Consider the following 13224-nt stretch of genomic DNA (forward strand, 5'->3'; position numbering starts at 1 on the left):
TATCGCATGGCTGACTGCTGCAGGCAGTCTGCGCTCCATCAACCCGCCTGCCGCCCAGCGTGTGCGGAGGCTGCCATGAATCAGACCCTGGCAGCACCAGGCGTGTGGACCGACGGCAAGCGCCACCTGTGGTGGCTGGGCATCATGCCGCTGGCCACGCCCTTGCTCTCTGGCGCCCTGGCCATCGCCACCGGCGTTCAATCGTTGTGGTGGGTGGGCGTGCTGGTGATCTTCGGCCTGATTCCCCTGATCGACGGTCTGCTCGGCGAGGACGTCAGCAACCCGCCCGAGTCCGCCGTCAGCCACCTCGAAAGCCAAAGCTACTACCGCTGGATCGTCTATATCGGCGTGCTGTTCGTGATCGCTTCGGTGGTGGTCACCGGTTGGCTGGCGGCCGGCGGCATCGACTGGATCATCAACGGCGGCCTGCTGCGCGCCACCGCCACGCTGGATCCCGCCAGTGGGTTGGCAAAAGCCGCCGCCTTTATGACCGCGCGCACCGAGTTGCACGGCGCGGTTGGCTGGTTCACCTACCTGGGCATGGCGATGTCCACTGGCGCGGCCACCGGCATTGCCATCAATACCGCCCATGAGCTGGGCCACAAGCCTCGTCCGCTGGAGGTGTTCCTGGCCAAGGTGACCCTGGCGCCGACCTTCTACGGGCACTTTTACACCGAACACAACCGTGGTCATCACGTGCGGGTTGCCACCCCGGAAGACCCTGCCAGCTCCCGGCTGGGCGAAAGTTTCTGGGCATTCCTGCCGCGCTCGGTGTGGTTCAGCGCCCGTTCGGCGTGGAATCTGGAGCGTGAACGCCTGCGCAAACTGGGCCTGCCGGCCTGGCACTGGAAAAACGCCGTGTTGAGCGCGTGGATGTACAGCGTGGTGTTGTGGGGCGCGATGATTGCCTGGCTGGGCGCCGCAGTGATTCCGTTTCTGATCATTCAGGGCGTGTACGGCTTCTCGTTGCTGGAGGTGGTCAACTACGTCGAGCACTACGGCCTCAAACGCCAGAAGTTGCCCAATGGCCGTTATGAACGTTGCTCGCCGCGCCATTCGTGGAACAGCAACCGCATCGTTACCAATATCTTTCTGTTCCAGCTGCAACGGCATTCGGACCATCACGCCAACCCCACCCGCAGCTACCAGTCGTTGCGTCACTTCGATGAGTCGCCGCAACTTCCCTACGGCTACGCCAGCATGATCGTCTGGGCGTATGTGCCGTACCTCTGGCGCCGCCGTATGGACCAACGCGTGCTCAATCATTACGCCGGCGATCTCTCACTGACCAATCTTCAACCGTCACAGCGCGCGAAGTATCTGCACCAGTACGGTCGCGGCGCTGCGCCCCATTGAAGCTGCAATAACGTTGTATGACCCGAACAACAATAATTTCAAGGGAAGGACGTCCACCATGCAAACACCTGCCAGGTTCATCTCTTCTATTGTTCTGGCCGCGTTGGGCCTGATCGTCTACCACCAGGCCCAGGCCGCGCGCATCGAGCCCGCCGGCAGTGCCTTTACGGCGCAGGGCCCGATCAGTTTTTCCAAGGGCAAGCTGATCAGCGCCGACTGCACCATCAAGGTCGCCGGCAAGGTCGCGGCCGATGGCTCCTCGGTGAATGTCGACAAGGTCGAGTTCGACGGCGGCCTCAAGTGCAGCCGCGTCGAGGCCATCAACCTGCCCTGGGTGCTGATCGCCCGGGACACGCAAAGCGGCTCCATGTCCAGGATCAGCGTCGACGTGCATGCCTTCGGCCTGGGCGGCAAGTGCGGCCCGTCGACCGCCGATGGCACCTGGGATAACGCCACCGGCAAGCTGGAGGCCCGCGATGTGCCGATTGGCGAGGACTGCAGGATCAAGTCGGTGTCGATCAAGATGCCGCCCACTTTCAAAGTGGTCGACTGAGTACGCGGATTTGTTACAGCGGTAAATGCATTGAAATTTGGCTGGAAAGGGAAGTTCTGCAGTTTCACCGTGACCTCTCGTTCATGGCCATTACCCCTGGCGAAATGATTCGCCACAACATGTGAGGAAAAACAATGAAAAGCTTGAAAACCCTCGTTTGTGCAACGTCGTTTGCCCTGTGCTTTGGCGCGGCGTCGATGGCTAATGCGGCAACTATCGCGCCGGCCGGCGCCGGCTTCTCGACGGCAGGCTCCATCACTGTGACGTCGCCTGCCTCGCTGAACCTGCCCGTCACCTGCAACATCACCTTCACCGGTACCGTCGCAGGCAATGGTGCGAGCGCTGCCATCACCGGCGCTTCGGTCAGTGGTTCCAACTCCCTGTGCAGCGTGCCGGTGCTGCAAGGCCTGCCCTGGACGCTGAGCGTCGCCAGCGGTGGCCCGGATGCGTTCACCGGGACGGTTTCCGGGGTGAACTTCAAGATCCTCAACAACTGCTCGAGCTCGCCGGTGACCATCAATGTCAACTGGAGCAACTCCACCAACACCTTGAGCGTCCCAAGCGCCCAGACCGTGGGCAGTTGCAAGATCACTGCACTGACCGCCGTGCCGAACCCTGCGTTTACCGTGACGCCCTGAGGGCCGGGAGCGCTTGACGTGATGATCACACGTTGAAACACGCAAGTGCCTCGCAAGAGGCACTTGTTGCGGCAGGCCAGGTCGGGACAGCCGATCCTGGAGGATAAAAATAAGGAGTGGAGCATGAATAATAAGAAACGGCAGGCCCGCACATTGTTGAGCCTGGCAGTCCTCGGCGGCCTTATCGGTGTAACGGGTCAGACGCAAGCCGGCGGTTTTGGCACGCCGACCTTCGGCGCTCCCGGATGGGGGCGTGCCTTCGGTGGCGGCTCGCTGTTCCAGAACGATCCTTCGGCGGCCTATAACAACCCGGCGGCCATGGCCTTTATCGATCACAACATCTCGCAGTTCACCGTTGATTACGCGCGTATCAACATCAAGTACAAGGGCACGGCCAAGGATTATGCCGGCAATGCACCGGCCAGCGTCGACCCCACGGATTTCAGTTCCACGCCTCGGACCGGCGACGGTGGTCAGGGCGGCTTCACCGCATGGTTGCCAACCGGCTTCATGGTAATGCCGATCAACGATCGCTTTGCCTTCGGCTTGAGCCAGGTGGTGCCGATGGGTGCGCGCACCACGTGGGACCAGGACTGGATCGGCCGCGACTTTGCCGTCGATACCCGCATTGAAACGGTCGGTGTCACCGGCTCGTTATCGTTCAAGGTCAACGATCAGTTTTCGCTGGGCGGTGGCGCCATCGTGCAGCACACCAAGGGCTTTGTGAGCCAGAACCTTGACCTGTATTCGGCCGCGGCGCTGTCGCCGAACATCGGTCTACCGTTCCCCTCAGGCGTAGGCTCCGCGCTGATGCGCGTGAAGGTGGATAACACCTCCGTGGGCTGGTTTGCCGGGGTGGTCTGGAAACCGACCGATGTCGACACCCTGGGCCTGAACTACCACGCAAAAATCAAGAACAAGCTGGAGGGCAAATACAACATCTACGCCGACGAGACCAACAGGACGTTGATCGAAAGCGGCCTGCCGTCGCTGGCTTATCCAGGGCTGAACCTCAACGCCAACGGCGCCAATGCCTCGGCGCAACTGGACGTGCCCGCCAACGCCTCCGTTGACTGGGTCCACCAGTTCAATGACCGCCTGACCTTGGGCGCCAGCGTCACCTGGACCCAGTGGTCGTCGTTCAAGGCGCTGACGTTGAAGTCCGACGGCCAGCAAATCGTGTCGATTCCCTATAACTACAAGGACACGTGGATGGTGTCGCTGGGCGGTGACTACAAATTTACCGATGACTTCACCTTCCGCGCCGGCGTGGCCACCGACCAGACGCCTACGCGCAACTCCACGCGTGACCCGCGTATCCCGGACGGGGATCGGATTTTCGCGTCCCTGGGCTTCGGCTACAACATTCGCGCCATTCCCGGTTTGAGCATCGACGGTGCCTACTCGCGGCAATTCGTCGAGAAAGCCAAGCTCAGGACACAAAACCAGGATCGTCTCGGTGGGGCGACGCTGGACGGCAAGGCCGATGCGAAGGGCGAGGTGGTCAGCCTGTCGGCGACCTACGCGTTCTGACCTGTCGCCATGGGTCGCGCAGGCGACCCATGGCGATGCAATCAAGTAACAGGCGGCTGACCGGGTCGGCTGCTTTTTTTGGCTCAAGCATTAAATAAAAATTTCAAAGTTTAATTTGAATTTGCTCCGTCCTGAAATCGAGAGAGGTGTCCCATGGTTATCTGGTTATTGGTGGGTTTCGCCGCCGCGATTGTCCTGGCGTATCGACAAGCCGCCGCCGCGCTGTGGCTCGGCACTGGCCTGGTATGGCTGGCGATGGGTTACCTGTTCAGCGTGGTGGCGGGTGTGGGCATCACCCTTGCGGCGCTGCTGGTGGTAGTGCCTGCGCTGCTGCTGGCGATCAAACCGCTGCGCCGTGCGCTGTTGACCGGCAAGGCGCTGGCGCTGTTTCGCACGATCATGCCGGCGATGTCCGACACCGAGCGTGCGGCCATCGAGTCCGGCACCGTGTGGTGGGACGCCGAACTGTTCAGCGGCAAGCCCGACTGGCAGCGCCTGTTGAAAGCCGCGCCGGCCAGCCTGAGTGCCGAAGAGCAGGCCTTTCTCGACAACGAAGTCGAAACCCTGTGCGACATCGCCAACGACTGGGAAACCACCCAGGTCTGGCAGGACATGTCCCCGCAGGCCTGGCAGTACACCAAGGACGCCGGGTTCCTCGGCATGATCATTCCCCGGCAGTACGGCGGCAAAGGCTTCTCCCACTACGCCCATTCGCAGGTGGTGATGAAGCTGTCGACCCGCTGCTCGGCAGCGGCGATTTCGGTGATGGTGCCTAATTCCCTGGGCCCGGCCGAACTGCTGTTGCATTACGGCACCGATGCCCAGCGCAACTACTACTTGCCGCGCCTGGCGCGGGGCGAAGACATCCCGTGTTTCGCGCTGACCAGCCCGTATGCCGGCTCCGATGCCGGTGCGATTCCCGACCTCGGCATCGTCTGCAAAGGCCTGCACGAGGGCCAGGAAGTCCTTGGCTTCAAAGTCACCTGGGACAAGCGCTACATCACGTTAGGGCCGATTGCCACGGTGCTCGGCCTGGCGTTTCGCGCCGAAGACCCCCAGGGCCTGCTCGGCGCGCCGGGTGCGCTGGGCATCACCTGCGCATTGATCCCCACCTCGCACCCCGGGGTGAACAGCGGCCGTCGCCACTGGCCATTGAACGCGGTATTCCAGAACGGCCCCACCACCGGCAAGGATGTGTTCATTCCGCTGGAGTGGGTGATCGGTGGCCGTGAACAGGTCGGCAATGGCTGGCGCATGTTGATGGAATGCCTGGCGGCGGGGCGCGCGATTTCGCTGCCATCGGCCAACGTCGGCCTGGGCAAGGTTGCGGTGCGCGGCACCACCGCGTACGCGGCAATGCGCAAGCAGTTCGGCCTGCCCATCGGCAAGTTCGAAGGGGTGCAGGCACCGCTGGCGCGCATGGCCGGGCATCTGTATGCCTGCGATGCGGTGCGCAAGGTGTCGGTGGCGTCGCTGGATGCCGGGGAGAAGCCTTCGGTGATTTCGGCCATCGCCAAGTACCACGTCACCGAACGTGCGCGGATGATCGTCAACGACGGCATGGACATCGTCGCGGGCAAGGGCATCTGCATGGGGCCCAACAACTTCCTGGCCCGTGCCTACCAGCAAAGCCCCATCGCCATCACGGTGGAAGGCGCGAACATCATGACCCGCTGCCTGATCATCTATGGTCAGGGCCTGATTCGTTGCCATCCCTATGTGTTTCGCGAGATGGAAGCGGCGCGCAACCCCGACCGGCGCAAGGCGCTGGAAGCGTTCGACAGCGCGATGTTCGGCCATATCAGCTTTGTGCTGGCCAACACGGTGCGCGCGGCGGTGCATGGGCTGACCGGCGGCCGCCTGATTGCCGCTCCGGCCCGCACCGAACCAGCGTTGGCGTGCTACTACCGCCAGGCCAATCGTCTGTCGGTGGTGCTGGCGCTGGTGTCGGACGTGTCCATGGGCGTACTCGGCGGTGCCCTCAAGCGCAAGGAAAGCATCACCGGGCGCCTGGGCGATGTGCTGTCGCAGTTGTACATCCTGTCCTGCGTGCTCAAGCGCTTTGAAGACGACGGCCGGCCCCAGGCGGACCTGCCGTTGGTGCACTGGTCGGCCCGTGATGCACTGCTGCGGGCCCACGAAGCGTTGGCCGAAGTGCTCGATAACTACCCGTCCAAAGCGGCGGCGGCGGTGCTGCGTGGCTTGAGTTTTCCGTTGGGCATTCCCCAGCGCAAACCGTCCGATCGCCTGCTGGCCGAGGTCGCCGATCTGGTGCAGACGCCCTGCGAAACCCGCGACCGTTTGCTCGCTGATTCCTATATTCCCCGGCCGGAAATCGACAAGCTGGCTTACGGCGAATTGGGCTTCCGGTTGTTGCCTCAACTGGAGTTGATTGAAGCGCGGCTCAAGCCTGCGATCAAACAGGGCCTGCTCGAACCGATGCCGATTTCTGCCACGGCTTTTACCGCCTGGCGCGTCAAGGCGCGGGCGCTGGACCTGATCAGCGACGACGAAGACAGCCTGCTCGGGCGCTATGTGGAATACGCCGACCACGCCATCCAGGTGGACGACTTCGCGCAGGACTTCGGTTTGCTGGAGGCACTGCAGCAGCGCAAGCAAGCGCTGGAACCGGCCAAAGTGGCGAGCGGGCTTGCGCCGCGTTGGGGTGCGAAGCAGCCCCAAAACCAGCCCACGCGGAGTGCCTGATACCACGCATTCGTCTTACGGGGGCTGCTTCGCAGCCCAACGCGGGGCAAGCCCTAATGCCGTTCAGTCAAGGAAAATGTGTGGGCTTATTGTGGCGAGCGGGCTTGCCCCGCGTTGGGGTGCGAAGCGCCCCCATCGAGCAAAACGCGGTGTACCTGATACGGCTCAGCGCCTGGCTTTGGGGCTGCTGCGCAGCCCAACGCAGGACAAGCCTGCTCGCCACAGGGAATCTGCGCTTAGCTGAACGGCATTGGGGCGCGCTGCAACATCAGGCCGGAGCCTCTGTGGCGAGCGGGCTTGCCCCGCGTTGGGGTGCGAAGCGCCCCCAATCAAGCAAAACGCGGTGTACCTGATACGGCTCAGCGTCTGGTTTTGGGGCTGCTGCGCAGCCCAACGCAGGACAAGCCTGCTCGCCACAGGGAATCTGCGCTTAGCTGAACGGCATTGGGGCGCGCTGCAACATCAGGCCGGAGCCTCTGTGGCGAGCGGGCTTGCCCCGCGTTGGGGTACGAAGCGCCCCCCATCGAGCAAAACGCGGTGTATCTGATACGGCTCAGCGCCTGGCTTTGGGGCTGCTGCGCAGCCCAACGCAGGACAAGCCTGCTCGCCACAGGGAGTCTGCGCTTAGCTGAACGGCATTAGGGCAAGCCTGCTCGCCACACAGGCCTGTGGCGTTTTCGAATAGTGTGCAAGGAATGTATTTATGAGTGACCGCTACCTTTCGTTCGTCAATTCCCCCTGGGGGCGACGCGTGGCCCAGGCCGCCGGCCTGCCGCAACCCGTGCCTCTGCAGCGCCATCGCAGCGGTCAGGCCGCGTTGGTCAATCCGGTGATCGTCGCCGGGGCCGGGCGCCTGGCTGAGCCTGTGCAGCGCCTTTTCACGGCCACCGACACCGTCGCTGCCACCCCGGCGACGCTGAAGGCGCCGTCCACAGTGAAGGTGCAGGGCGCGGTGTTCGATGCCACCGGCGTGGTCGACGTGCAGCAGCTCGACACGCTCTACACGTTCTTCCACGCCAATGCCCGGCGCCTTGGCCCGCAGTCACGGGTGGTGGTGCTCGGCACCGCGCCGGAACACTGCCAGGCGCCGCCGCAGTCCATCGCCCAACGCGCCCTTGAGGGCCTGGTGCGCTCGCTGGCGAAGGAGCTGCGTCGGGCCATTACCGTGCAGTTGCTCTACGTGGCGCCGGGCGCCGAAGACGCGCTCGACAGCAGCCTGCGTTTTTTCCTGTCGCGCCGCTCCGCGTATGTCTCGGGGCAAGTGGTGCGCCTGGAGAAACCGGTGGACGGCCAGGTCGCGGTCGACTGGGACGCGCCCTTCGCCGGTCGCCGTGCGTTGGTGACCGGCGCCAGCCGGGGCATCGGCCTGGCCATCGCCCAGGTACTGGCCCGGGACGGCGCCCATGTGGTGTGCGTGGATGTGCCCCAGGCCCGGGATGCCTTGCAACAGGCGGCGAGCAGCGTGGGCGGCGCGGCCCTGGCGCTGGACATCACCGCCGCGGATGCCGCCGCCCTGTTGCACGACCACATCAGCCAGCACGGCGCCTTTGATGTGGTGGTGCACAACGCCGGGATCACCCGCGACAAGACCATCGCCAAAATGAGCGAAGAGGCCTGGCGCAGTGTGCTGGCGGTCAACCTGCAAGCGCCGTTGCAATTGAGCCAGGCGTTGCTCGACCAGCAGGGCCTGAACCCGGGCGGGCGCATCGTCTGCGTGTCGTCGATTTCCGGCATCGCCGGCAACCTGGGGCAGAGCAATTACGCCACCTCCAAGGCCGGTGTGATCGGCTTGGTGAACGCGCTGGCACCCCAGGCGGCGGCGCAGCAAGTGACGGTGAATGCGGTGGCGCCCGGGTTTATCGAAACCCGGATGACCGCGAAAATTCCGCTGATGATCCGCGAAGCGGGGCGGCGCATGAATTCGCTGTCCCAGGGCGGTCAGCCCATCGACGTGGCCGAGACCATCGCCTGGCTGGCCCATCCGGCCTCGGGCGGGGTCAATGGCCAGGTGGTGCGGGTGTGCGGCCAAAGCCTGTTGGGAGCCTGAGCCATGGACTACGTGACGCAGATCATCGACCCGCCACCGTCGCGCAGCCGGCTGCTGCTGGACGGGGTGCGCGCCTTGCGCAAGCCCACGCTCGACGGTGCACCGCCGTTGCCCACTCAGCGCCTGGTGCGTTCGGCCGTGGAGCTGTCGCCTGCCGGTATCGCCGCCTATGGCCGTGCCTGTGGTTTCCGGCGCGAGCAGGGCGTGCCGCTGTCCTATCCCCACGTGCTGGCGTTTCCCTTGCACCTGATGTTGCTGACCCGGCCGAGTTTTCCGTATCCGGCCAGCGGCATGGTGCACCTGGCCAACCGCATTCGTCAGCATCAGCGTTTGCACGAAGGCCAGGCCCTGCGCCTGGAGGTGTATTGCGAACGCTGGGTGGCCCACCCCAAGGGTCAGGCGCTGAGCATCGCCACTCGCGCTTACGGCGCAGGCGCTCTGGTGTGGGAAAGCGACAGCCTTTACTTGCGCCGCGAGGTGGAAAATCCCGTCGGCGAGCTGTGGGACGACGCGCTGCCCTTGCCGGAAGAAGGCCTGTTGCGCACCCAGCGCTGGGTGCTGCCCGCCGACCTGGGACGTCGCTTCGCCAGGGTGTCGGGGGACTTCAATCCGATTCATACCTCGCTGATCGGCGCAAAAATCTTTGGTTTTCGCCGCGCCATCGCCCACGGCATGTGGACCCTGGGCCGGGCGCTGGCCGCCGGGCAACCTCCGGGCGGCCTGGCCGCAGCCGAGGCCCATTGCGACTTCAAATTGCCGATCTTCCTGCCCGGCCAGGTCGCGCTGTGGAGCCATCCGCTGAGCGGCCCGCGCCGGGCATTCGAAGTGCGCAACGTCGCGGGCGACAAGCCGCACATGCGCGGGCTGTTTATCTGGAAAGAGAACCTGGCATGAGTGACTACAGCTTCAACCCGGCGCCGACCCGCCGCGTGGCGATCATCGGCGGCAACCGCATCCCGTTCGCCCGTTCCAACACGGTGTATGCCTTCGAGAGTAATCAGGATTTGCTGGTGGCTGCGTTGCAAGGCCTGGTGGATCGCTACAACCTGCACGGCCAGCGCTTGGGCGAGTTTGCCGCAGGCGCGGTGATCAAACATTCGCGAGACTTCAACCTGGCGCGCGAGTCGTTGCTGTCGACCACGCTGTCCCCTCAAACGCCCGCCTACGATGTACAGCAGGCCTGCGGCACGGGGCTTGAAGCGGCGTTGCTGGTGGCGAACAAAATCGCCCTCGGCCAGATCGAGGTGGGCATTGCCGGTGGCGCCGACACCACGTCCGATGCGCCCATCGGCATCAATGAATCCCTGCGCCACGTATTGCTGGCGGCCAATCGCGGCAAAGGCCTGGGCGATAAGCTCAAGGCGCTGCTCAAGGCGCGCCCGGCGATGCTGTTCAAGCCACTGCTGCCGCGCAATGGCGAGCCGCGCACCGGCCTGTCCATGGGTGAGCATTGCGAAGAAATGGCCAGGCGCTGGCAGATCAAGCGCCTGGCCCAGGACGAATTGACCCTCACCAGCCATCAGCGTCTCGATGCCGCCTACACGCGTGGCTTTTTCGATGACCTGATCAGTCCCCATCGCGGCCTGACCCGTGACAACAACCTGCGCGCCGATACCAGCCTGGAAAAACTCGCCGGCCTGGCGCCGGCCTATGACCGCGAGCACGGCACCCTCACCGCCGGCAACGCCACGCCGCTCACCGATGGCGCCTCGGTGGTGCTGCTGGCCAGCGAAGCCTGGGCCGCCGCCCATGGCTGGCCGGTGCTGGCTTACCTGCGCACCGGCGAGACGGCGGCGGTGAATTTCGTCGACGGCAGCGAAGGCCTGCTGATGGCCCCGGCCTACGCCGTACCGCGCATGCTCAAGCGTGAAGGGCTGGGCTTTGCCGATTTCGATTTCTTCGAGATCCACGAAGCATTCGCCGCCCAGGTGCTGTGCACGCTCAAAGCCTGGGAAGACCCCGACTATTGCCGCGAACGATTGGGCCTGGAGGCGCCGTTGGGCGCCATCGACCGCGCGAAGATGAACGTCAACGGCGGCTCGCTGGGCTGCGGTCACCCCTTTGCCGCCACCGGAGGCCGGCAACTCGCCGCGCTGGCCAAGGCCATCCATGAACGCGGCGGCGGGCGCGGCCTGATCTCGATCTGCGCAGCGGGCGGCCTGGGCATCACCGCCATCGTCGAAAAATAGCGCCACCCATAACAACAACAGGGAAACTGCCATGAACGCTATCAGCCTGGAACAGACCGAACGCATCTGGTTGAACGCATACCTGCCTGGGGTTCCGGCAGACATTGAGGCCGATATCGAGGCCTACCCATCGTTGCGCGAAGTGTTCCTCGAACACCTGGAGAAATTTCGCGACCGCGTGGCGTACGTCAGCATCGGCACCGAGATGACGTACGCCGACTGGCAGGCTCAGGGCATTGCGTTTGCCGCCTGGCTGCAGGGCCAGGGCGTGAAAAAGGGCGACCGCGTGGCGCTGATGATGCCCAATTGTTTGCAATATCCGATCTGCCTGCTGGGCACGATCCTGGCCGGTGCGGTGGTGGTCAACGTCAACCCGTTGTACACCTCCCATGAGCTCAGGCACCTGCTCAAGGACAGCGGCGCCGAGACCGTGGTGATCTTCGAAAACTTCGCCCACACCCTGGAAAAAGTCATGCAGGGCAGCAGTGTCAAACGCGTGGTGGTGGCAGCCATCGGTGATCTGCTCGGCACCTTCAAGGGCGCGGCGATGAACTTCATCCTGCGCCGTGTGCAGCAGCAGGTGCCGGTGTTCAACCTGAGTGGTTCGGTGCGTTTCAACCAGGTGCTGAAACAGGGGCGGGCGCTCAATCACCTGCCGGTGCCGATGCAACGCGATGACCTGGCCTTTCTGCAATACACCGGCGGCACCACGGGCGACGCCAAGGGTGTAATGCTCAGCCACCGCAATATCATCGCCAACCTGTTGCAGGCCAAGGCCTGGGTCGGCGACCAGTTGGACCCGGCGCAACAGCAGAGCAACGTGACCCTGTTACCGCTGTACCACATCTTTTCCCTGACGGTGAACTGCCTGATGTTCATGTGCCTGGGCGGGCGCAATATCCTGATCGCCAACCCACGGGACGTGAAGCGTGTGCAGATGATCCTGCGCAAGGAACGCTTCAACGGGATCGCCGGGGTGAACACGCTGTTCAACGGATTGCTGGAGAACAAGGACTTCTGCGCGCGGGATTTTTCCGCCCTGCGCCTGGTGATCGCCGGCGGCATGGCCACCCACACCGCGGTGGCCAAGCGCTGGAAGGACGTCACCGGGCTGCCGATCATCGAGGGCTACGGTCTCACCGAATGCTCGCCGGTGGTGAGCATCAGCCCCATCGATATTTCGCGCATGCGCGAGATGGAATTCACCGGCAGCATCGGCGTGCCGCTGCCGTCGACCTGGGTGCGGTTCGTGCGGGCAGACGGCGAGATTGCCGAAATTGGCGAGCAGGGCGAACTGCAAGTGCGCGGCCCGCAGGTGATGCAGGGTTACTGGAAGCGGCCCAAAGAAACGGCGGAGGTATTGGACGCGCAGGGGTGGTTGTCGACTGGCGATATCGGGGTGATGGATGAGCGCGGGTATATCCGTCTGGTGGATCGCAAGAAGGACATGATTCTGGTCTCGGGTTTCAATGTGTACCCCAACGAGATCGAAGACGTGGTGGCGATGCATCCCGGCGTGGCTGAAGTGGCGGCCATCGGGGTGGAGGATGGGGTCACCGGGGAGAGGGTGAAGATTATTGTGGTGCGCAAGGATCCCAGCTTGAGCCAGGCGCAGATTCTGGCACATTGTCGGGAGTATTTGACGGGGTACAAGGTGCCCAGGTATGTGGAGTTTCGGAGTACGGAGTTGCCCAAGACTACGGTGGGGAAGGTGTTGCGCAGGGCTTTGCGGTGAGCTTTTTGGCTGGGTTTTACGGGCGGGGCATATCCGTTATTTAGGTGATGGCGGCTGGCGGTTCCGCCCTTACGGCGGGTCACTTTTGGAAGGACCGGAAGCCGGCCCGGCGTCCTGCCGGCTTACCCACGCTCCAAAGCCTGCAGCGCGGCGGCCTTAGAGCCGACCGGGATTGTCTGCCGTACGCTGTACAACATGTGGGAGGGGGCTTGCTCCCGATGAGGGTGGGTCAGTCAGCTTATGTGTAGCTGACCCACTGCTATCGGGAGCAAGCCCCTCCCACATTTGGATCTCCATTTGTCTGAATGGATATCACACTGCTCTGCTCTGGCTTTTGATCTGCCTTGCTTTGGCTTTAGATTTTGATCTTAGGCGCCCCGTCAACCACGCTGGCCGCACGCAGGCTTGAATCCGTGGGTAACCCGGCAGGACGCCGGGTTAGCCGCACTGGGCCATGGATGGCCCAT

Annotated in this window: 9 protein-coding genes; all 9 read left to right on the plus strand. The window is 63.7% G+C overall.

The window, feature by feature from the left end; genetic code table 11:
* The first annotated feature begins 75 nt into the window (after nucleotides 1–75).
* The 9 genes from RHM60_RS01885 to RHM60_RS01925 all read left to right on the plus strand — a co-directional run bounded on the left by RHM60_RS01885 (nucleotide 76) and on the right by RHM60_RS01925 (nucleotide 12757).
* Nucleotides 76–1356 carry an alkane 1-monooxygenase gene (locus RHM60_RS01885; protein ID WP_209981421.1) on the plus strand — a complete coding sequence of 427 codons (1281 nt, stop codon included), beginning with the start codon at nucleotides 76–78 and terminating at the stop codon, nucleotides 1354–1356.
* A 58-nt stretch (nucleotides 1357–1414) separates the two neighbouring features.
* The gene (gene praA, locus RHM60_RS01890) at nucleotides 1415–1909 is read left to right on the plus strand and encodes an alkane oxidation protein activator PraA (protein ID WP_322213412.1); all 495 of its coding nucleotides are present in this window, start codon (nucleotides 1415–1417) and stop codon (nucleotides 1907–1909) included.
* A 134-nt stretch (nucleotides 1910–2043) separates the two neighbouring features.
* On the plus strand, nucleotides 2044–2547 hold the full coding sequence (praB, locus tag RHM60_RS01895) for an alkane oxidation protein activator PraB (RefSeq protein WP_209981425.1): 504 nt from the start codon (nucleotides 2044–2046) through the stop codon (nucleotides 2545–2547).
* A 123-nt stretch (nucleotides 2548–2670) separates the two neighbouring features.
* Nucleotides 2671–4080 (plus strand): outer membrane protein transport protein, encoded by a 1410-nt coding sequence (locus RHM60_RS01900; RefSeq protein WP_322213413.1) that lies wholly within the window; start codon nucleotides 2671–2673, stop codon nucleotides 4078–4080.
* A gap of 153 nt (nucleotides 4081–4233) precedes the next feature.
* Entirely contained in the window at nucleotides 4234–6786 is a 2553-nt protein-coding gene (locus RHM60_RS01905; protein WP_322213415.1) for an acyl-CoA dehydrogenase, read from the plus strand.
* A 703-nt stretch (nucleotides 6787–7489) separates the two neighbouring features.
* Complete coding sequence (locus tag RHM60_RS01910; protein ID WP_322213416.1) at nucleotides 7490–8833, plus strand: 3-oxoacyl-ACP reductase; 1344 nt, start codon at nucleotides 7490–7492, stop codon at nucleotides 8831–8833.
* A gap of 3 nt (nucleotides 8834–8836) precedes the next feature.
* A complete protein-coding gene (locus RHM60_RS01915) occupies nucleotides 8837–9727 on the plus strand; it encodes a MaoC/PaaZ C-terminal domain-containing protein (RefSeq protein ID WP_322213417.1) in 891 nt (296 codons plus the stop codon).
* A complete protein-coding gene (locus RHM60_RS01920; protein ID WP_209981435.1) occupies nucleotides 9724–11022 on the plus strand; it encodes an acetyl-CoA C-acetyltransferase in 1299 nt (432 codons plus the stop codon). The genes RHM60_RS01915 and RHM60_RS01920 overlap by 4 nt, the downstream gene beginning before the upstream one ends.
* 31 nt (nucleotides 11023–11053) lie before the next feature.
* Entirely contained in the window at nucleotides 11054–12757 is a 1704-nt protein-coding gene (locus RHM60_RS01925) for an AMP-binding protein (protein ID WP_209981437.1), read from the plus strand.
* The last annotated feature ends 467 nt before the right edge of the window (nucleotides 12758–13224 follow it).

Source organism: Pseudomonas sp. MH9.3, from assembly GCF_034354675.1.
In the GTDB taxonomy this organism is placed as follows: Bacteria; Pseudomonadota; Gammaproteobacteria; order Pseudomonadales; family Pseudomonadaceae; genus Aquipseudomonas.